The sequence below is a fragment of the Bacillus sp. 1735sda2 genome, assembly GCF_024159245.1.
In the GTDB taxonomy this organism is placed as follows: Bacteria; Bacillota; Bacilli; order Bacillales; family Bacillaceae; genus Bacillus; species Bacillus pumilus_O.
In genome coordinates, this window is record NZ_JAMYWZ010000001.1 from 364,069 (window position 1) to 388,834 (window position 24,766).

Below are 24,766 nucleotides of genomic sequence, written 5' to 3' on the forward strand. Positions count from 1 at the left end.
TATGAGTAAGCAAAAGATTCAAAAGGTATATCCTTTAACACCCATGCAGGAGGGCATGCTGTATCATGCCATGCTAGACCCTAATTCCTCCTCTTATTTCACACAGCTTGAGCTTGGAATAAGCGGAGAGTTTGATCACGCTGTTTTTGAAAAAAGTCTCAATGAGCTCATACAGACATACGACATTCTCCGTACAGCCTTTGTTTATCAACAATTACAAAAGCCTCGTCAGGTTGTACTAGCTGAACGTCATCTTGATGTGTATCGAGAGGATCTATCTCATCTGAATCATCAAGAGCAACAAAAGGCACTGGATCAATATAAAAAACAAGTGAGAAAGCAAGGGTTTCACTTAACAAATGATCTGTTATTGAAGGTCGCTGTTTTTCAACTAAATGAAACAAACTGGCACCTGATTTGGAGCAACCATCACATCGTCATGGATGGTTGGTCCATGGGTGTTTTAATGAAAAAACTGTTTCATTACTATGAATCATATCGGAACGGTCGAACACCGGATCGCTCACAGGGGAAGCCTTATGCAGATTATATCCAGTGGCTTGGAAAGCAAAACAAACAAGAAGCGGAAAGATATTGGGAGGAGCGTCTAGATGGAGCGGTTCAGCATCAAGGGCTGCTAGAGCAAAAAGATGCGAATGGACAATACGATCATCAGGAATGGAAGTTTACATGGGATACTCAAACGGTACAAGCCATTCAAAATGTAGCAAGACAGTGCCAAGTGACAGCCCCGAATCTGTTTCAGGCTGTCTGGTCCGTTCTTTTAGGCACCTATCATGCAACTGATGATGTCACATTCGGCACCGTTGTATCGGGCAGACCTCCAAGTGTATCTGGAATTGAGCGCATGGCAGGGCTATTTATCAATACGATACCCGTTCGAGTGACAGTGGATCAGAAGCAGACATTTAAGCAGTTGTTTCAAAAGGTTCAGCAGCATGCACTAGAAGCGGAAAACTATGATTTTATGCCGCTTTATGACATTCAGCAGAAGACAGCTGCTGGAGGGCAGCTCTTTGATCATTTGGTTGGGTTTGAGAACTATCCTTTAGATCAGGAGCTGTCTGGTGACACGATGTCTGCACGTCTTGGTTTTTCCATTGATGTAAAGGACGGATTTGAACAAACGAATTTTGATCTAAATGTCCTTGTGTATCCAGGTGAAACGTGGACATTGAAAATCAAGTACAACGCCATAGCTTTTGAAGAAAAAGTCATTGAAAACATATCAAAACATCTGACCAATCTCATGAAGCAAATCATCCAAAACCCTGATGCACGCCTTCATGACGTGACATGTATCACGGAAGAGGAAAAGCAGCAGATAAAAGCGTGGAATCAGACGGATCGAGATTATCCGAAGCATCTGTCTATTCCTGAGCTGTTCAATGAACGTGTGAAGGCGCAGCCTGACCATCTGGCACTAGTTGAAGGCGACCGAACATTTACGTACGAGGAGCTTGGAGAAGAAATCCATCGTTTGGCTGGCAGTCTTATTGAGAAAGGCGTACAGCCTGGGGATGCTGTGGCGGTGTATATGAACCGATCAGCTGATGCGGTGATCGCCATCTTAGCAGTTCTACACGCAGGGGCGGCATATGTACCGATTGACCCTTCCCAGCCTGAGGAGAGAATCCGATGGATGCTTGAAGATAGCGGCGCAACCATTTTGCTTCATGCTGATAGTCCGCCGCCAGTTGATGAACAGATCAAGACCGTACATGTGACGAGTAAGCCTCATCACTTACACATGGATGTATCCGTCAGAACGTCTCCTTCTCACTTGGCGTATATCATGTATACATCGGGATCAACTGGACAGCCAAAAGGGGTTCAAATTGAGCATCAGCATATTGTGAGATTGGCTTGCTCTCAGGACAAATTAGGCTTGACCAAATCGGATCGTATGGCGCATACAGGCGCCGTCAGCTTTGACGCCATTACCTTAGAAATTTTTAACACACTGCTGGGTGGTGCGACGCTGTATCCTGTTGATCGTGATACTTTATTGGATATCCATCGATTCGAACAATTTATCCAAACACATCAGATCACGAAGCTCTTTTTAACGACTGGATTATTTAATCAGCTCGCTCAGCAGCGGCCGCAAATGTTCAAAGGATTAACCACATTAATTACAGGTGGTGACGTGATCAATGTGAAGAGTGCGGAGCTTGTGAAACAGCATCATCCAGCACTTGTTTTACTGAATGCCTATGGTCCAACAGAAAATACAACCATCTCAACCATTTACGAAGTAAGAGGAGATGAAACGGGTCCGATTCCAATTGGTCAGCCGATCAACCATTCGTCGGCTTATATTTTAGATGATGATCAACGATTACAGCCAATTGGAGCGCCAGGAGAGCTGTATGTTGGCGGAGATGGTGTCGCAAGAGGGTATCTCCATTGTCCAGATTTGACCAATCAAGTATTCTTGGCAGATCCTTTTAAGCCGTCAGGCCGTTTGTATCGAACAGGGGATTTGGCTCGGTATGGCGCAGATGGCCAGATCGAATTCCTCGGCCGGACAGATGATCAGGTGAAAATTCGAGGCTTCCGTATTGAGCTTGGTGAAATTGAAACAATGCTTCAGCAAAAAACGGGCATAGATGACGCGGTTGTGCTTGTCCATTCGTTTTCCTCAGATGAAAAGGAAATCACGGCTTACTTCACAGGGACCATGACAGAAGAAGAGGTGCGAAATTTATTTAATCAAGAGCTGCCAGCTTATATGGTGCCGCACCATGTGATGAAGCTGGATGCTTTTACGCTCACATCGAACGGGAAGGTAGATCGAAAAGCTTTACCAAAGCCGGACGAAGCGCATCAGGAGAAAAAGGAAATCATTCCGCCTGATACGGAGACAGAAAAGGCACTCGCTCAAATTTGGGAGGAGCTCCTTGGAAAAACGGTCGGAGTAGATGAACATTTCTTCATGGCTGGCGGGCACTCTCTCAAAGCGATGATGATGTCTGCGAAGATCCAAGAGGTGCTTCAAAAGGAAGTGCCGATTCAAGTGATTTTTGAGAAGCCGACGATTCGTTCATTAGCGGTATATATCGATCAGAATGGTCAAGAAGAAATGATGCATCCGATTTTACCAGCAGAACAGTCGGATGAATATCCGGTATCACCAGCTCAGCGCCGTTTATACATTTTGCAGACTCTTGAACCAGACAGCACGAATTATCATATTCCAATCGTCTTAACGCTTGAAGGAACACTCGAATATCAGCGGCTAAAATCAGCGTTTGATCAGTTGATTCAAACGCATGAAATTCTAAGAACAAGTTTTCATATGAATGGAGAAGACATTGTTCAAAGAGTGAATGATTGGACGGCATTTGATCTTCCTGTTCATCACATCAAGGAAGAAGAGGCGGAGGCATTTCTTTCTGAAAATCAATCTCCATTTGATTTAACAGTTGCGCCTTTATTACGAGCCCAGTTGTTAAAAATCAGTGAAAACCGTCATCTTCTCGTCTTGGAAGCACATCATCTCATTACAGATGGCAGCTCCATGAAGACGTTTATTCAAGATTTGGCGAAGGCCTATGATGGCGAAGCTCTTACAGAAAGAGCCATTCATTATAAAGATTACGCTGTCTGGCAGTTAAGTGAAGAAGAGACAGAGAAACAGAAGGAGCATGAAGCCTATTGGCTAAAGCAATTCGAAGGAGACTTGCCAGTATTAGAGCTGCCAACGGATTATTCACGTCCAGCGGAACGTGATTTTTCAGGAGAACGATTCATGTTTGGTTGTGATCAAGAGACGACTCAGCGGATTCATGACCTGCTTCAGAAAACTGATACGACCATGTACATGTTCTTGTTATCTGCTTTTCAAGTTCTGCTTGCCGCATATAGCGGTCAGGAAGATATCATTGTTGGTTCCCCTGTTGCAGGGCGGACACATCCTGATATACAGGACATGCCGGGGATGTTTATCAACACTGTTGCGATGCGCGGAAAACCAGCGCAAACAAAGACATTTTTAAAGCTACTTGAAGAAATAAAAGAAACGAGTGTTGACGCTTTTGCTCATCAAAGCTATCCGCTCGAAGAGTTAATTGCCCGTCTTCCGTTAGATCGTGATACAACTCGTAGCCCGCTCTTTAGCGTGTCATTTAACATGCAGAACATGGAGGTTCCGGCACTAAAGCTCGGTGACCTGCACATTTCGCCTTATGCCATCCAGCATCACTCAGTCAAATTTGACTTGTCTCTAGAAGCATTTGAACGAGAGGGAGCATTAAAGCTGAGCTTTGACTATGCAGCGGCGTTATTTAAAGAAGAGACGGTCCGCAGATTCGGAACTCATCTTTTGGCGATTATTCGTGAAGCGGTCCAACACCCAGAGGAACAGATCGGCTTGCTCCCTATACTTGATCAGCATGAGCAAATAGAGCGGTTGGAGAAAAAAGACGAAGTGCAAACAAATCGTCATGAGCCTTTCCATGTCCAATTTTCACGTCAGGCAAAGGAAACACCTGACGCCATTGCGGTGATGGATGAACAACGGAAGCTCACTTACCGCGAGCTAGAAGACATGTCAAATGCGCTCGGCAGTGAACTAAAGGTACGAGGCGTCGAGAAAGAAAAGACTGTAGCGCTGATTCTTGATCGCTCTGTCTATGTCATCGTCTCAATGCTTGGTGTGATGAAAGCGGGAGGTGCATTTGTACCAATTGATCCAGCCTTCCCTGCGGAACGTATCAATTACACATTAGAAGATTCAGGTGCGCAAGTGATCGTAACAAATGAGTCTCTTGTAAGTTCCTATCAACATCTCAAGTCGATTCAGGTCGTGCAGGTTGAAAAGGCAGTACGACAAAGCCGTACGCTAGATTTGCCGGAAGCATCATCCGATCAACTGGCGTATGTCATTTACACATCTGGGACAACAGGAAAACCGAAGGGTGTACAGCTCACGCATCGTAATCTATCACACTACGTGAACTGGCTGACAAATGAGGTCACATTGCAAGAATGCGATCGGACGGCACTGCTTTCTTCTTATGCATACGATCTTGGCTACACAAGCATTTTCCCTGTCTTGAAGGCAGGAGGGACACTATATGTGCCTCGTGAAGATGTGTATAAAGACCCGGTTCGACTCATGCGTTTCATTGATGAACAAGAGCTGACTTATATCAAAATGACACCGTCCTTATTTCATATGATGGCAGATTCGAAGGATCATGCATTTAATGCTTTACGCCTTGTCATACTTGGAGGAGAGCCGGTTGTCTCTGAGGATGTGGAGACATTTATGGAGCAGCACCCGTGTGTGGCAGTCATGAACCACTACGGTCCGACTGAGACAACCATTGGGACTGTGACTAAGCTAATTACAAAGCAAGAGTTAGGCGCTTTGAAGGATCGCTCTGTGATTGGGCAGCCAATTGCACATACAAGAGCGCTCGTACTCAATCGTCAGCAGCGCCTCGTTCCTTATGGCGCACCTGGAGAGCTTTATATATCGGGGGAAGGCGTATCGATAGGATATTTGAATCAGCCTGAATTAACAGCAGAGCGTTTTCTAGAAAATCCGTATTTTCCTGAAGAGCTGATGTATCGTACAGGAGATTTGGTCAGACAGCATGCAAATGGAGACATTGAGTTTCTTGAAAGAATAGATGATCAAGTAAAAATTCGCGGTTATCGTATTGAGAAGCAGGAAATTGAGCATGCCGCACGTGCACGATTATCCATTCATGAGGTGTATGTCAAAGTCCTTCATATGTCCCGTTTACCAGAGCTTGCACTTTATTACACTGCGCCTGAACCAATTGGAACACTGACGTTTAGAGAAAAGCTTGCGGAGACACTGCCGGATTATATGATCCCAACGTACTTTGTCAAAGTCGATCACATCCCGCTCACGCAAAACGGAAAGGTAGATGCGAAGTCCCTACCGCTTCCGCACGAGGCGCATATGAAGCGTGCGATGCATGTAGCACCAGAAACGGCACTTGAGCAGACGCTTTGTGATATTTGGTCAGAAGTACTTGGAGTTGAACAAATAGGTGTTCATGATCACTTCTTTGAATTGGGAGGTCATTCTCTCAAAGGCATGGTGCTCATTTCGAAGATGCAAGCCAAGTTGAACAAACATGTGCCGCTCAAAGTCCTTTTTGAAAAGCCAACGATACGCGCGATGGCAGCTTATTTAGAAAAAGTGGTTTCCTCGGATATGACATCCATTCAGCCGGCGGAGAAGCAAGATTTCTATCCTGTCTCTTCTGCTCAAAAGCGGATGTATGTGTTGCAACAGCTGCATTCAGAAGCAGTGACTTATCATATGCCTGCCGTTTTGATGATGGAAGGCAGTCTTGATGTAAAACAGCTCGAAGAAGCGCTGGGGGCTTTGATCGAACGACATGAATCATTGCGTACAGCCTTTGTAGAAATTGACGGCGTACCCGTTCAAAAAGTGTATCGCCGAGTGCCGTTTACGTTAGAGGTGGTTGAAGTAGAGAACGGTCATGAGCAACCTGTCATAGACGCATTCATCACCCCATTCTCATTACATCAAGCACCATTAATGAGGGCAAAGGTGGCGAAGCTTTCTGATGAAAAATATGTGTTCATGATGGATATGCACCATATCATCGCGGATGGTGTCACACGCAGTCTGCTCATTCAGGAATTGGCAGAGCTGTATGAGAAAAAGACGTTACCGCCAGTTCAGCTGCACTACAAGGATTATGCGGTATGGCAGCAGGAAGAAAAGCAACGAGCGCTGCTCGAGAAACAGCGTCAGTATTGGCTGGAGCAATACGCAGAGCGACCTGAAGATTTGGCACTGCCACTTGATTTTCCGCGCCCTCATGTACAGTCATTTGAAGGAGATCGAGTCGACAGATGGTTATCGCCTGAAAAGGTGCAGACCATTAAAGCACTCATGGCTGAAAAAGGTGTAAGCATGAACATGGTCATGCAAACGGCATTTGCTATTTTCCTTTCCAAATTAACTGGGCAGACAGATATCGTCATAGGCGCTGTCACTGCAGGACGTACGCATGCTGCAATCGAACGGGTTCCAGGCATGTTCGTCAATACATTGGCTCTTCGACAAGAAGTGCAGCTCGAGGAAACGACAGCACAATTGCTTGAAAAAATGAAAGATCGAAGTCTATCAGCCTATGAACATCAGGATTTCCCGTTTGAGGAATTGGTCGCACAGTTAGATCTGCCGAAAGACACGAGCCGTAACCCATTGTTTAGTGTCATGCTGACAACGGATGACCGTGACATGACGTTACCGAATCTAAATGGACTCAAGCTTTCGCAAAAGCAGCAAGAGACAGTTCATGCAAAATTTGATGTAACGCTCGGTATATTCGAAGAAAAGGACCAAGTGGGCGTACGCTTTGAATATGCAACGGCGCTGTTTAAAAAGAAGACCATTCAGCGTTGGAGTCGATATTTTGAACAAATCATAGACGAGATGCTGGCGAAGCTAAATGAACCCATTTCATCGCTTTCGATCTTAACGGAAAATGAAAAACAAGAGCTGATCAATGAATGGTCAGGACCTGTACTAAATGTACCGTCAGATCAAACCGTTCATGCATTGATTGAAGCTAAAGCATTTGAAGTACCGAACCAAAAAGCGGCAACTTTCTGCGGAACGAGCTGGACGTATGAAGAACTGAACAGCCGGGCGAATACAGTCGCTTCAAGACTCATCTCAAACGGCATAAAACGAGGAGATCGCGTCGGCATTCTCACTCGTCCGTCCCTTGACATGACGGCAGCCGTCCTTGGGGTTCTCAAGACAGGAGCGGCATTCGTTCCAATTGATGCGGATTATCCGGATCAGCGCATTGCTTACATGCTGGAAGACTGCGGGGCAGAGGTTCTTCTCATACAAAAAGGACTCACTGCACCATCTTCCTTCACAGGTCATGTCCTATTGATAGAAGATGCCATAGAAGGCGAAGCGCAAGAAATGCAGGTTCATGTCAAACCAACTGATCTCGCTTATATGATTTACACGTCTGGAACAACAGGACAGCCGAAGGGTGTCATGGTTGAGCACCAGTCCCTTGTGAATCTGGCGTTCTGGCACAATGATGCTTTCCAAGTGACCAATGCGGATCGAACCGCCAAATATGCCGGCTTTGGCTTTGATGCCTCCATTTGGGAAATGTTCCCTACATGGATCGCCGGCGCAGAGCTGCACATCATTGATGAAGCGATTCGTCTCGATATGATCAAGCTCAATACGTATTTCAATGACGAAAATATCACCATTGCGTTCCTACCAACACAGCTATGCGAGCAGTTTATGTCAATGGACAATCACTCCTTGCGTTACTTACTCACAGGGGGAGACAAGTTGAAACAGGTAAAGCCTGTTCCTTATCAACTCGTGAATAACTACGGCCCAACCGAAAACACAGTCGTGGCGACCAGCGGGATCATCAACCCAGATCAAGGCACGCTTCCGATTGGAAAAGCGATTGCCAATACCCGTTTTTACATTATGGGTTCGTTATATGACCTTTCGCCGCCAGGCGTACCGGGTGAACTTGTGATTGCGGGGAAAGGACTAGCAAGAGGGTACTGGAATCTTCCGGAGGAAACAGAGAAACGCTTTGTCCCAGATCCATTTTATCCAGGTGAGCGCATGTACCTGACAGGTGATTTGGTGAAATGGACAGAGGATGGCGAGCTGATCTATCTCGGCAGAAAAGACCATCAGGTCAACATCCGCGGCTTCCGGATTGAGCTGTCAGAAATTGAAGCGCAGCTTCTTGCACTTTCGGATGTCAAAGAAGCAGTTGTGACAACGATCAAAGATGCCAGCGAACAAGATGCCCTTGCCGCATATGTCATTACAGATGAAGAAACGATTAACCTGAAAGAAAGCTTAAAACGTACGTTGCCAGACTATATGATCCCTTCATGGATCATCAAGCTAGACCAACTGCCAATGACGGCAAATGGCAAAGTCGATCTAAAAGCATTGCCAGCACCAAATATGGAAGCGGGCCAAACAGCATACGAAGCGCCAAGAGACGAAGTTGAAACGCTTCTATGTGGCATTTGGGAAGACGTGCTTGGCGTGAGCCAAGTCGGCATTCACGACCACTTCTTCTTCCTTGGTGGAGACTCGATTAAAGGCATCCAAATGGCAAGCAGACTCACACAAGCCGGCTGGAAGCTTGATATGAAACTGTTATTCCAATATCCAACCATTGCCGAGCTGCGCCCATATATCGAAGAAGCGGATCAACTGACGGCTGACCAATCATCCATTGAAGGGGAAGTCATGTTGACTCCAATTCAACGCTGGTTTTTTGAACGAACATTCACTAACCAGCACCATTGGAATCTTTCGATGATGCTTCATGCACCAAATGGGTTTGACCTTTCGATGACAGAACAAGTGATGCAGAAATTACTTTCACATCACGATGCACTGCGTATGGTATACAGGCAAGAAAATGGCAGCATCCTGCAATACAACCAGCGGGAGCTGACAGAGCCGATTGCGATGATTTCTCATGATGTCTCTAAAGAGAACGACGTGAAAAAAACCATTTCCACCTATGCCAACGAGTATCAGCGTCAGTTGAATCTCGAAACAGGTCCGCTCATGAAAGTGATCTGTTTCCGTGCAAAAGATGGCGATCACTTACTCATCGTGACACACCATCTTGTGATTGATGGTGTCTCATGCCGAATTTTACTAGAGGACTTTATGTCTCTTTATCAGCAGGCAGCTCAAGGACAGACGCTCGTCCTACCGCCCAAAACCCACTCCTTTAAAGAATGGGCAGAGGCGATCGAACGATACGCACAGTCCAAGCCATTAAAAAGCCAAAGTGAGTACTGGAATGAGATTGACAGGACGCCAATGACCACTTTACCTGTTGATCATGAAGTGTCGAAAAGAAAAGTTGCGCAAACAAAAGCAGTACAGATGCAGCTTTCAGAGTCTGAAACCGAGCATCTCTTAACAGATATTCACCTACCGTATACAACGGAAATGAACGATATTCTTCTATGTGCGCTCGGTCTTGCCGTTCAGGAGTGGACAGGTGAGTCTCATGTACATGTGCAGCTTGAAGGTCATGGAAGAGAGGATATTTTATCAGGACTGGATGTCTCCCGCACGATTGGTTGGTTTACGAGTATGTATCCAGTCGTACTGAAAGCAAAGCCGGATCAGAGCATAGCAGAGGCGATTAAAGGAACGAAAGAAATGCTGCGTCGTGTCCCGAATAAAGGGATCGGCTATGGGATTTTAAAATATCTCACTGAGTCATCAGGACAGCACGTACAACCTGAAATCAGCTTGAACTATCTTGGCCAGATTGATCAGGAAGTGACGACCGAACTCTTTGGACCATCCGCCTATGATATGGGACGACAAGCAAGCCCTGATTCAGAAGCTGTCTATAAGCTGAACCTCAGTGGTCTTGTTCAACACAATCGATTCATGTTGTCTTGTTCATATTGTTCAGATGAATATGAAGAAGAGACGATACAGCAATTCATGGCATTTTTAAAGGAAAAAATCCAATGCATCATGACTCATTGTTTAGCGCAGCAAGAACGAGAATTTACGCCAAGTGATTTCTCTGCTGGTGACCTTGAAATGGATGAAATGGACGATATATTTGACATGCTTGAGGAGAAATTGACCTAACATCATGAGATCAGTCATAAAAACGGGAAGGGAGGAAGAAATAGATGAGTTCATTTAAAAGGGATCAAGTTCAAGATATGTATTATCTGTCACCGATGCAAGAAGGCATGCTGTTTCATACCCTCCATCACCAAGAAAAGGGCTTTTATGTAGAGCAAATGGACATGAATGTAAAGGGCACACTGCGTCATGACTTACTTGAGAAAAGCATGAATGTCATCGTGGAGCGGTACGATATTTTTCGTACCGTATTTCTCCACGAAAAAGTGAAGCGTCCTGTCCAAGTGGTACTGAAGAAACGCCCTTTTACGCTTGATGTGGTGGACATGCAGGATCTTTCTGAAGACGAACAGCTTGTACGTATTGAGACATTTAAACAACAAGATCAGCTGAGAGGATTTGACCTTTCGAAGGATGCACTCATGCGGGCAACTGTTTTCCAAACGAGCCCTACAAGCTATCGCTGGATATGGAGCTATCACCATATTCTTCTTGATGGCTGGTGCTTTGGGCTTGTGGTGCAGGAGTTATTTGCGATGTATCATGCCCTTTTGCATGACATCCCTTACAAACTGGAACCGGTTAAGCCGTACAAAGAATATATTCAATGGCTTGAAAAACAAGATAAACAAGCATCACTTCAATACTGGCAGCAATCATTAGCCGGGTTTGACGGACAATCCACTTTTAAAGAACAGAGAAAACAAACGAATGAACATGAATTAGGCGAAATGGAATGGTCGATGAGTAAGGAAGAAACGGCTGCTTTATCAGCGTTAGCATTCCAGCAAAATGCGACGTTAAGCAGTGTTCTTCAATCAGTCTGGTCAATTTTATTGAGCAGATATCAACGTTCAAATGATGTGCTGTTTGGCACGGTTGTGTCGGGGCGTCCGGCAGATTTGGCTGGCGTTGACAAAATGGTTGGTTTGTTCATCAATGTCATCCCAAGAAGAATTCAGCTGACAGATGACATGACATTCCGTACTCTTCTATCAGAAACGCAGCAGCAGTCTCTTGCGGCCGAGCCGCATCAATATATTCCGATTTATGATATTCAGGCAGAGACAGGTCATCAGCCACTCATTGATCATATTGTCGTGTTTGAAAACGTCCCGACCGCAAAGAAGGACGAGCAAGAGGCGCGATTAGGATTTACTGTGGAAAATATGAATGTGTATGAAAAATCGAACTATGATCTCAATTTACTGGCATCACCAGGAGAACAATTGCAATTAAAGCTTGCCTTTAACAAAAAAGCATTTGATTCTCAATTTGTTCAACGGTTAAAGGAACAGCTAAGTCTACTGATGAGTGAGGCGATCAAGCATCCTGACCAATCGATTCATACACTTACACTTGTCACGAAACAGGAAAAGCAGCTCATTCTTGAGGAGTGGAATGCGTCTGAGCTTGAGCATGACCAGCTATATTTGTCGAAATGGTTTGAGCATAATGTCCGCAAACAGCCGAATGCGGTCGCATTATCAGCAGGTGAGCACACGATGACATATGCGGAGCTGAATGAACAAGCCAACCGATTGGCAAGACATATGCAAAAAAATGGGGTCACGCATCAAACGGTCATCGCCATAATAGCTGACCGCACGTCTGAACTGATTGTCAGTCTACTTGCTGTCTTAAAAGCAGGTGCAATCTATGTGCCAATTGATCCCGATTATCCAGAAAGCCGCATTCAATACATGCTTAAAGACAGCGGGGCAACGCATCTTCTGACTCACTCATCCTTTATCAGTCAGGTGAAAGCACTTGCGTTTGATGGTACGTATCTGTTTGCAGATGATCAAGAAATTTCACTAATGAGCTCAGAGAATTTGCCGCTTGAAGCAGGCTTACACGATACGGCTTACATCATGTATACATCCGGTACAACAGGTCAGCCAAAGGGCATCATGACGACCCATTCCAATATTGCCAGGGTGGTCAAAAATACGAACTACTTAACCATTTCAGAAACAGATACACTGCTGTCCCTATCCAACAGCGTATTTGATGGCTTTACATTTGATGTGTATGGCGCACTATTAAACGGAGCGAAGCTTGTCTTGCCGAAAAAAGAGACCATTTTAAACATGGGCGAGCTGACGGGATTGATTAAAAGAGAAAACATTTCTGTCATGTTTGTTCCGACAGCATTATTTAATCTCCTCGTTGATGAAAACACCGACTGGATGCGCAGTGTGCGCAAAGTGCTGTTCGGAGGAGAGCGGGCATCGGTACAGCATGTGAGGAAAGCCTTTGCTGTCATGGGGAAAGGCAGACTCATCAATGTGTACGGTCCAACCGAATCAACAGTATTCGCTACTTATTATCCAGTCGATGAGGCTCTGCCGATGGACATGCGTTCGATTCCAATCGGAAAGCCGCTCAACCAAACGGGTGCTTATATACTGAGTCAGCACAGGCAGCTTCAGCCGATTGGAATGGTCGGAGAGCTTTGTCTGAGCGGCAAAGGACTTGCGAAGGGGTATTTGAATCGTCCTGATCTGACAAAACAAGCTTTTATTACGCATCCATTCGCTGCGAGAGAAAGGCTGTATTGTACAGGAGACTTGGCTTATTTTCGAGCGGACGGTTTGATTGAGTATGCAGGCAGAGTCGATGATCAGGTGAAAATTCGCGGTCACCGCATTGAACTGACAGAAATTGAAGCCCACCTTCTCATGCATCCAGGTGTCAAACAAGCGGCTCTTATAGCTGATCAGCATAACACGCAGCATACAAGGCTGCTCGCCTATATGACGTGTGAGGAGGAGTGGAAGGACAAACTCGATGTGATCAAGTCAGGATTAAAGGAAAAACTTCCGGCTTACATGCAGCCTCATGAACTGATCAGGCTTGAGAAAATGCCACTTACGCCAAATGGAAAGGTTGATAAACGTCAGCTACCAAAGCCAGAGGCGCCTCAAGGAAACCGTCATGTGAAGCTTCCGGTAAATGAAGTAGAACAAAAGCTTCTTGTGATGTGGAGAGAAGTGCTTGAACGAGAAGATATCAGCACAGATGACCATTTCTTTGAGATTGGCGGGCATTCATTAAAAGCGATGTCGCTTTTATCTAAGGTGTCGAAGGAATTCGATGTTCAGGTGCCTATTCACTTGATGTTTGAGACGCCTACCATTGAAGCAATCAGCCGTTATATTCAACAGCAGGATCAGGAAGCCGCGGGCTATCTTGTATTCAATGAATCTCAAACGCCAACAGTCTTTGCTCTACCGCCATTACCAGGCTATGGCTTTATCTATCAGGAAGCCGCAAAAACGCTCAATGATGTTCGTTTGATTGCCTTTGACTTTATTGAAGCTGATCACCGAATCACACAATACGTTCAGCATATCCAGCAACTTCAACCTGAAGGACCGCTGACTTTGATGGGTTACTCAGGCGGGTGCTACCTAGCCTTTGAGCTTGTTCAATCACTCGAACAAGCAGGGCGGACCGTCGAAAAGGTCATCATGATCGATTCCTATATGAAAATAGGAGAAAGCGATTTAGAAGGACGATCCATTGATGACGATATCGCAGCGATCGTCCATCAGTCGAAGCAAAGTGAACTGGCCCAAGCAGAGCTCATTCAAGAAGCACTTGCTCAAAAAACGAGGGCTTACTATGAAACTTTTGTTAAGGGGGTGAATCAAGGAGAGATACAAGCAGACATTGATTTCATCCAATCCGAAGAAAACATTGCGATACCAGAATGGATGGATCACTGGGAAGCTGCGACGACCGGCGCTTATCGACAATATCAAGGCTATGGTCAGCATGCGGACATGTTCAAAAACAAAGAATGTGCTGCCCGAAATGCACAGCTCATTAATGAAATCGTCCATCATAAAAATAGAGAAACAGTCTTGTAAACTTTAGATGAGGCAGGGGTGCACACTGGTAGCCCTGCCTGCCAAAAAAGGGAAGGAACTCATATGAAACCATCAATCATTAATCAATCGAATGTACATGAATCAATGGATACGATTTTACAAGATGTACAGAAAACCATTTTACAAACCAACGAAATCGAACGCTTCGCTGTTTTTTCTCGTGAAAAAACCATTCGACCTCGGCCATATCACCTCTCTCATTTATTTCTAGACCATCACATGGAGCAGGAGGCCGCAGTTGAATGGAAACAGACGCAAATGGCTTCACCTGCTTTAGCAGACATGCCCCCAGCCATTTCCTATGGAGGGGATATAGATGTTCGTGCAGGAGCTCAAACCTTGCAGGACGCTCTAACTGAGGCAGCCAAAACAACAAATGGACTGACTTATATCATCAATAGTGAAAATGAACTCACGCAATCCTATTCGCAGTTAAAGGAGGATGCCGAACGAGTTCTGACGGGCTTAAGGGCACTAGGCCTTAAGCCAGGAGATCCTGTGTTCTTTCAATTTTCATCGAATCATGCAATGGTCACAGCTTTTTGGGCATGTGTATTAGGCGGATTTGTCCCAACACTTGTATCTGCAGCCCCGACCTATCGGGAAATGAATGCCTCAGTGAAGAAGCTTCATCACGCTTGGAGCCTGCTGGAGCATCCGCTCATTCTCACGGATGACTCGCTGATTGATGAGGTGCAAGGATTAGCTTTACTGTGGCATACAGATCAACTACGTGTTGCAGCCGTTGAACCAATGCTTACTTTAGAAAGAGATCTAGAAGCACATCCAGTCATGCCCGATGATTCTGTCTTTTTTATCTTAACGTCTGGAAGTACGGGGATGCCCAAATGCGTAGAGCATTCTCATAGAAGTGTGCTGGCGAATGTCAAAGGAACAGTGGTAGCCAATGGGTTTACACAAGATGACGTCTCATTAGACTGGATGCCATTAGATCATATTGGCGGCATTGTCATGTTCCATCTTGTCAATGTGTATACAGGCTGTGAGCAAATTCGGGCAAGAACAGATGACTTCATCGCTCAGCCGCTGCGCTGGCTTGACTGGATGGACCGTTATCGTGCAACGAAGACATGGGCACCTAACTTCGCATTTGCGATGATCAATGATTATGAGAAAGACATTTCTTCAGGATCTTGGGATCTTTCTGCTATGACTTGTATGATCAATGGGGCAGAAGCCGTCGTACCGAAGACAATCCACCGGTTTTTACACTTGCTTGCTCCGCACGGTTTAAAAGGAGACGTCATCAGACCGGCATTCGGCATGTCAGAAATCTCATCAGCCGTTGTTTTCTCTTTTGCGATTGAGCGGGGAAATGAAAACAGCGGGGTTCTGACCTTTGAGGAAACGTCACTGACAGAGCAGTTAAGACCAGCGGAGGCACGCGAAGCTGGAACCGTCAGCTTTACAGAGCTGGGGAAACCGATTCCGGGTATCACGATTCGTATCGTCAACCATGAGCATGAGCTTCTTCCTGAAGATCATATTGGTAGCGTACAAATCAAAGGGCCGACGACAATGAAGGGCTATTACAAGAATGACGAAGCGAATCAAGAGGTTTTTCAAACAGAGGGCTGGTTCCACACGGGCGATTTAGGATTTCTGCATGAAGGAAGGCTGACATTAACCGGTAGAGAAAAAGACATGATCATCATCAACGGGAAAAATTATCACAACTATGAAATTGAAGCCATGGCAGAGGAAGTACCCGGTGTAGAAACAAGCTTTGTGGCAGCGTGCTCCATGCGAATGGAGGCATCTGCATCCGATGAACTGATTCTCTTTTTTACACCGAAGTTGTATGAGCCTGCTTATATCATGAGGGCTAGTCAGCACATGAAAACCCATATTGCGACAAAAATGGGTCTTTATTCATCGAAGGTTATTCCTGTCCAGAAGCATGCCTTTCCGAAAACAAGCTCTGGAAAAATAGAAAGGGCACAGCTCAAGACCAGGTGGCAGGAAGGTGAATTCGACGAAATCATCAAGGAACTGGACATCAGACTTGAAAATGAACATACCTTGCCTGATTGGAGTTATCAAAAGAAGTGGACACCCGCTCCGCTTCATAAAACTGAAAAGCAAACAGCAGGAGATACAGTAATCTTTGCAGATGCATTAGGGCTGGCAGATCAATTGAAATCCCTCTCAAACAATGAACAAACCTATATTACGGTTGAACCGGGTCAAGCATTCACACAACTCACACATACTCACTTCATCATCCACCCGAATCGGCCGTCAGATTACGAACAACTCTTTGAGACGCTCCGTTCGTATGGCGTTTCGGTGAAACAAATCATTCACCTTTGGAACTACACAAAAAAGGAAGACATACTTCAAGCGGCATTGGCGAAGGAAGCGCAGAAAATGGGCAGCATGAGTGCATTATATACAACAAAAGCCATGGCCGCTTATGAGGAACCTGTAGAGATTACCTTTGTCTCCGCTCATGCGATGAATTTACCAGAAGATCAAACACATCATTTGGAAAAAGCAACGACAGCGGGATTGATGACAGCTGTACAGCATGAATGGCCGTTTATCAAGGTGCGGTGTCTTGATTTTTCTCTAACAGAACCGGCTGACCATTCCCATGCATCAGCGATTATGACAGAGCTTACTCAAGACACAAGCTATCAAGTGGCTGCTTACCGCGAAGGTGTTCGTTATATTCCTCTTTTAACGCCGCTTCATCTGGAAAGAGAGCAAAAGAGGAAGACGCCGCCATTTGAATCCTCCGGGCTTTACGTGCTGACAGGCGGGCTTGGCGGAATAGGACGGATGCTAAGTGAACATCTTCTGACATCCTATCAAGCGCATCTTGTGCTGCTTGGAAGAAAGGCACGAGAAGCGTTAACTGCGGAGCAGCAAGACGTATTGACCTCACTTGAGAAACAAGCGGAAAAACGCGGCGGCACTGTTCATTATGAAGAAGTGGACTTGACGGATGCAAAAGCCCTTGAAGCCCTGATCTCAAGACAAGAGGTGGCTCATGAAAAAAGGCTGTATGGCGTGATTCATTTTGCTGGCATCATTCAAGAAGAGCTGCTTGCTGACATGACGTCTGTGTCCTTACATGCGATGTACGAAGCAAAGGTATATGGCACGATTGCCCTTCATGAAGCGGCTTCTAAACGGCAGAATGTCTTATTTCTTTCTAGCTCATCAGCACGAACGTTAAAGGGCGGGATGACCGTAGGCGCTTATTGCGCTGCCAATGAGTTCGTTGAACAATTTGCTCATTATCAGAGGCTGACATCTACCGTGAAGCCTTACTGCTTTAGCTTTAGCATGTGGGATGAAACCGGCATGAGCGAGGGTTCGATGATCAAAGGCATCTTAAAAGAAAGAGGCTATCTTCCGATTCCGAAGCGAGCGGGCTTGCAGACGATGCTTGCATGTTTAATGACAGATGCACCTCTCATTTATATGGGATTAGATCGGTCGAAGCAGGACATTCAGGAGATGCTTCATGCGGAGGATCGAACAGAGAAAGCTGTGTATGTCTTTTTCAAAACCGACAAAACAAAAGCCATTGAAGAGCGGCTATATCAGTCCATTTATACGTCTTTGCAGTCTCATCTATCTGGTGAATATTCCGTCCATCTATTTCCTGAGGAATACTGGAAAGAATCAGAGGATGGCATGCCTGATGAAGCATATTTCAAAGCACTCATTGAGGACAGTGGACAGGATGCCGAGGACAGAGCGCCTCACACGGAGACGGAGAAACGATTGGCAAGCATTTGGTCCGAGCTGCTTGATGTCTCCAATGTCAGCTGCGGTGATCATTTCTTTTTACTCGGGGGTCATTCGCTCAAGGCAACACAAATGCTGTCTGCGGTGAGACAAAGAATGGGATTTGATGTGCCGCTCGCTGTTCTTTTTGAGCATACGAGACTGGAGGAACTAGCGTCATGGATTGATTCGCATGCAAAAGTGGATGAAGCAGTACAAATACGGAAATTAGCAAAGGGTCAGGAGATTCCGATGTCCTATGCCCAGCAAAGACAGTGGTTTCTCTATCAATTACAGCCTGATCTGCCATTTTACAATAATACCATTTCCTTTCGGATGAATGGACCTTTAGATGTGAAGGTACTTCAGCGTAGTCTTCAGCAAATGATGCAAAGGCATGAGTCACTTAGAACGTCCTTTACTATGAGCGGCGATGAACCAGTTCAGATCATCCATGAGCATATGACCCTTCCAGAGCTTGAAGTGGTGGATCTATCAGATCTGACATCTCAGGAAGAAAAAGAACAAAAAGCGGCTGAATGGGCGAAAAGAGAGGCAAGCACACCTTTCCGCTTAGAGCATGATCCGCTCTTTCGCGCGAAACTGATTCGATTGTCGGAAACAGATCATTTGCTGCTGATGTCCATTCACCACATTGTGTCAGATGGCTGGTCGGTTGGGATTGCCGCAAGAGAGCTGTCTGAATGGTATACAGCGATGATCGACCGGCGAGAACCTGATCTTTTACCACTGCCGATTCAATATGCGGATTACGCTTTATGGCAGAAGGAATATTTGACGGGAGAGACGCTGGAGAAGCAGCTTTCCTATTGGAAAGAGCAATTTGCAGTCCCTGTAGAAGATTTGGTTTTGCCGTATGACTACCCGCGGCCAGCCGTTCAATCCTACAAGGGAAAAACGAAAAAATACCAACTGGCGAAGTCGCTATCAGATCAGCTGGCTGAGCTCTCTAAAAAAACCGATAGTACCCTTTATATGACGCTGTTGACCGCCTTTTCTACATTGCTGCACCGTTTGTCTTCACAGGATGAGTTTGTGATTGGATCAGTCATTGCTGGGAGAAATCGGACGGAGATGGAGCATCTCATCGGATTTTTCGTTAATACACTGGCTCTTCGGATTGATCATAGCGGGAACCCTGCTTTCACTGAATTATTAGAACGGGTGAAAGACACAACTATGGGCGCCTATGCGCATCAGGATGTGCCGTTTGAAATGGTCGTAGATGAGCTGGATATTGTACGTGAGGCTGGCAAGCAGCCGCTGTTTCAGGTCATGTTTGTTTTGCAAAATCTGCCGCTTGAGGCTTCTCCGATGGGGGAAGCGACATCTGTTTTAGCCATTGAAGATAACGATACCGCCAAATTCGATCTATCTCTGTTTGTTTTTGAAGGAGCAGAGGGTCTTCAATTAAAACTGGAGTATGATGTGGACTTATTTTCTGACGATACGATGGACCGGTTCCTTCGGTATTACGAGCAGTTGCTTGAGTGTATTTGCGAACATCCATCACACCCGATTAAACAAATGAATTACCTGCCAGAAAAAGAGAAGCATCAACTGCTCTATGAATGGGGTGGTAAAACAGATCAGCCTGCAGGTTCGCTTCTCATCACGGAACGGTTTGAAGCGCAGGTGAGAAAGTCACCTGAAGCCATCGCTCTCGAATTCGGGGGAGTGCAGTGGACGTATCGCGTGTTACAAGAGAAAGTCGACCGGCTTGCGGCTTCCCTGCAACAGAGAGGTGTGACGCCGCATGAACCAGTAGGGCTGCTCATCGGCAGGTCGCCTGAAATGGTCCTTGGGGTGCTGGCGATTGTGAAAGCAGGAGGCGCCTACGTGCCGATTGATCCCGAATATCCAGATGCACGCATTGATTATATGCTGAGGGATACAGGGATTCAGCTGTTACTGACAAAAAATGAATGGCTGAAAAAGGTATCCATTAGTCAAACCGAACTTATTTGTCTTGATGAAGGATATGAAGAATTTTTATCAGAAGCAGAGCTCATACCTGCTGCCCTAAAACCTGATGGACTCGCTTATATCAATTACACTTCAGGATCAACTGGACAGCCAAAAGGGGTTTTAATTCCGCATCAAGCAGTCATCCGGCTTGTGTGTGAAACAGATTATGTCACTCTTGATGAACATACACGCATTTTACAAATGGCCAGCTTCTCCTTTGATGCCTTTACGTATGAAATATGGGGAGCTCTATTAAACGGGGGAAGGCTGATTCTCACCGATCGACATACGGTTTTATCAATGGATACACTGGCTGACACGCTGACATCATACAAGATCACAACAGGATTTCTAACAGTACCGCTGTTCAACCGATTGACAGAAGAACATCCAGAAGCTTTATCTGGATTCGATGCATTATTGGTCGGTGGTGATGCGCTCTCAGCTGCTCATATTCGTAAGGCACTGCCGTATTTACCTGAAGGGCTTTTAAACGGTTATGGACCAACTGAAAATACGACGTTCTCTTGTGTGCATCATATTCGTTCATTAGACGAAGGGCAGACGACCGTTCCTATCGGTCGGCCAATTGCTTATTCACAAGCCTATGTATTAGACGACCAGCTGCAGCCAGTTCCGCAAGGTGTCATTGGAGAGATTTATGTTGGCGGAACAGGGCTCGCACTAGGTTATCTTGGAGATGAAGAAAAAACATCGCAATCATTTATCTCGCATCCTTTCCATAAAGGAGCGCGTTTATATAAAACGGGTGATATGGGCCGCTGGCTCCCAAATGGCATCATCGACTGCCTTGGAAGAATCGATCATCAAGTGAAAATACGCGGGCATCGCGTCGAATGCGGCGAAATTGAAGCCACTATGCTGAGTGTTGAAGACATTATAGAATGTGCGGTCATTCCGCATCAGCACGAGAGTGGTCATAAGCGGCTCATCGGTTACTTTGTCCAAAAAGGTACTTGGACCCAGCAAGACCTTCGCCGAAAATTAAAAGATAGATTGCCAGATTATATGGTACCGAGCCTATTCATAGAGCTCGAGGAACTGCCGCTCACGCCAAACGGTAAGGTAGATCAAAAGCGTCTTCCGCCGCCCGTGTGGAGACAGGAAGAAGCGGAAAAACCGACAGATCAAGCGCTCAGTAAGGAAGAACGAGTGCTGAAAAAAGTGTGGACTCAGCTTCTTGGCACTCCTTCAATCGGTGTTCATGATAACTACTTTGAGCTTGGCGGAGATTCTATTATTGTCATACAAATGGTGGCGCGCCTAGCACAGGAAGGCTATATCATACAGCCGAGAGATGTATTTGAAAAACAAACCATTTCACAACTGGCACGCGCTATGAAAAAAGCAGATGTGTCTGTGTATTATGATCAATCACCTGTTACGGGAGATGCACGTCTGCTTCCAATCCAATCTTGGTTCTTTGAGCAATCGATGACAAACCAAGATTATTGGAATCTATCAGCGCATATTGAATTCAAGCAATCTATACAACCCGAACAGTTAACGCAAGTTCTTTCAAAGCTTGTCGATCATCACGATATGCTGAGAGCCATTTATACAAAAGAAGTAGACGGCACATGGATTCAAACCATTCGTGCGCCTGGCATTATCCCTTGTGTCACTTTCTTTGATTTGACGGATGTTTCTCACGAGGAAGCACTAGAGCAAATCCGCATGGAGACAAGCGCTTGTCAAGGAACATTGTCATTAGAGCGAGGAGAAGTGATCAAAGCCATTCTTTTTCAGACAAGTGATTGCACGTCTGAACTCTTCATCGCAGTCCACCATCTTGTGATGGATGGAATATCGTGGCGCATCATACAAGAAGATATCTTAAACGGGTTGAAGCAGGTTGCGGCAGGGCAGGAGATCACGCTTGCAAAGAAAACCGCTTCCTATCAGCAGTGGGCAGAGGCACTTGATCAATATGCACAAACCGATCAATTACAAGAGCAGGTTCCGTTTTGGGAAAAGATCATCGATCAAGAGGAAGAAGGTTCTCCTTTTCAAACGCCTGCGCTTTTCAATATAGAAGAACATGCAGAGATCCTGACTGTTCAATTGACGAAGGACCAAACAGACATTTTACTAAGGCATGCATCACAAGCGTACCGAACAGAAGTGAACGATTTACTCTTATCAGGACTTGCGCAAGCGATTGGAAAGCCACTACTGATCACGTTAGAAGGGCACGGACGCGAGGATTTATTTGAACAGATGGATTTGTCACGGACAGTCGGCTGGTTTACAAGCTCTTATCCTATTTTTATTCCTTTTATTCAAACCGATGTTGAGAGACAAATTAAAGATGTCAAAGAAACCTTAAGAGCTGTGCCGCAAAAGGGGATCGGCTATGGCTTACTTCAATACATGACCGCATCATGTTTACTTAAAACGGTAGCGCCGCAGGTGAGCTTTAATTACCTTGGACAGCTAGATCAAGTAGATGGAGAGGCAAATCTGTATATAGCTGATGAGCGAAATGGACATGTGCATGATCCAAAAGCAGAAAGACAGCATTTGATCGATGTGTATGGATACGTTATCAGTGGTCAGCTTCAGATGAATTTTATGATCAATCGTGAACTGCTTCAGGAGGAAGAGGTGCGTCAGTTACCTGAACGATTTAAAGAAAAAATGGAGGACATTCTGACGCATTGTGTAGAGGCAAAAGGCGGCTTTACGCCATCTGATTTTCCAATGGTCCAGCTGACGCAAAAGCAAATAGATGAGCTTCCAGACAATGTGGTAGATGTGTATCCACTATCTCCGATGCAGCAAGGGATGCTGTTTCATGCACTGTTAGATCAAGCATCACAGGCGTATTTTGGTCAGGTGCATATGACACTCGAAGGCTTAACGGACGGCAAAGCCTATGAAAAAGCATGGAATTTGCTTGTGGAACGTCATTCGATTTTACGGACAAGATTTGCTTGGGAGGGGCTAAAGGAGCCTGTCCAATTGATTCAATCAGAAGGAAGCCTTCACCTCACTCAGCACGATGTGCGCCACCTGAATGAAATGGAGCAGAAGAAAACCATTGAGCAGTATTTAAAAACCGATCGTTCAAAGGATTTCGAATTAGAAAATGCGGCTGAACCGCTCATTCGTATCGCTTTATTCCACCGTGATGAGAAAACATGTACGTTTGTTTTTAGCTTTCATCATATTTTAATTGATGGCTGGAGCCTGTTTGGCTTGATTGAGGAATCCTTTTCAATATATCGCTCGCTTGTGGATGAACGAGAGATGAATCTTCCTGCTGTGCGTCCATATAAAGATTTTATTGAGTGGCTGCAAAAGCAGGATCAAGAGAAGGCGCAAGAGTTCTGGAAACATTACATGTCAGGAGTAGGGGAAGCCACACCACTACCAGGAGACGGAGAGCAAGCTTCGGATGAAGGAGCAGGTATTGATCAGATTAGTATCAAACTGACGCCTGAAATGCAGCAGAAGCTGGAGAAAATGACAGGGACACAGAAGGTCACGATGAGCACGCTGATTCAGGCGGCATGGGGTCTGCTCTTGCACCTTCATTCAGGCTCAGAGGATGTCGTGTTCGGTGTCACAGTATCTGGCCGGCCTGCGGACTTAAAAGAGGTTGAAAGCATGACAGGGCTCTTTATTAACACTTTGCCGCTTCGTTTGCCGATCACACCAGACAGAACCATTGCCGAGCTTCTGACCCAAACGCAGGAAACAGTTTTTCACATGCGAGAGTTCGAGTATACCGTACTCCCAGATATTCAGCAGATGACCCAAATTCCGAATGGAGAATCATTGTTTCATAGCATTGTCGTGTTTGAAAACTACCCGATTGAATCAGTGGAGCCTTATGGTGTACGGATCTTAGATATAGCCAGTCATGAAGAAACAAACTATGACTTGACCCTTGTGGCTGTCCCTGGAGATACGCTGGAGCTTCGGGTCACATACCGCTTCAATCAATATAAAGAAAAACAAATACAATCGCTGATGCAGCAGCTGATCCACACACTTGAAGCCATGACAGAACAAGTGGAGACACCACTCTCTTCCTTCACGATCGTGACAAATGAAGAAAAAGGGCGGATGATCACCGATTGGGCGAAAAATGCACAAGTCAGCGTGCTGTATCCAGATCAAGAAGAGGTCTACTCAGCTGTGCATGATCCTTCGTGTGAGACAGAAATCTATGTCCTGAGCGAGGAGCATCAGCTCATGCCGGTAGGGTTCCCTGGAGATATTTTTATCGGTGCAGAGGATATCAAGGCACTATGCGGAGAGCTTGCCGATTGGATGGAGACGCATAAAATTCAACATCCATTCAAACATCAAACAGGCGAATACCTATATCCGACAGGGGATGTCGGCGTTTGGACTGAAAAAAACAAGATTCAGATTTTGGATTGGGTGTAGGGGG

3 protein-coding genes are annotated in these 24,766 nt (G+C 45.6%); all 3 read left to right on the top strand.

Features of this window, described 5'->3' with window-relative positions; all coding sequences use genetic code 11:
• Position 1: 1 nt before the first annotated feature.
• The 3 genes from NKR21_RS01895 (at position 2) to NKR21_RS01905 (ending at position 24,762) form a co-directional block, all read left to right on the top strand.
• Complete coding sequence (locus tag NKR21_RS01895) at positions 2-10,690, top strand: non-ribosomal peptide synthetase (protein ID WP_144458002.1); 10,689 nt, start codon at positions 2-4, stop codon at positions 10,688-10,690.
• Positions 10,691-10,734: 44 nt separating this feature from the next.
• Positions 10,735-14,568, top strand: a complete 3,834-nt coding sequence (locus tag NKR21_RS01900) for a non-ribosomal peptide synthetase (RefSeq protein ID WP_144458004.1) — start codon at positions 10,735-10,737, stop codon at positions 14,566-14,568.
• Positions 14,569-14,631: 63 nt separating this feature from the next.
• The gene (locus tag NKR21_RS01905) at positions 14,632-24,762 is read left to right on the top strand and encodes a non-ribosomal peptide synthetase (RefSeq protein ID WP_144458006.1); all 10,131 of its coding nucleotides are present in this window, start codon (positions 14,632-14,634) and stop codon (positions 24,760-24,762) included.
• The last annotated feature ends 4 nt before the right edge of the window (positions 24,763-24,766 follow it).

What these genes read in the sequence shown, in the direction of transcription:
- NKR21_RS01895 (WP_144458002.1), top strand. Translation starts at nt 2, where the DNA reads ATGAGTAAGCAAAAGATTCAAAAGGTATATCCTTTAACACCCATGCAG.
- NKR21_RS01900 (WP_144458004.1), top strand. Translation starts at nt 10,735, where the DNA reads ATGAGTTCATTTAAAAGGGATCAAGTTCAAGATATGTATTATCTGTCA.
- NKR21_RS01905 (WP_144458006.1), top strand. Translation starts at nt 14,632, where the DNA reads ATGAAACCATCAATCATTAATCAATCGAATGTACATGAATCAATGGAT.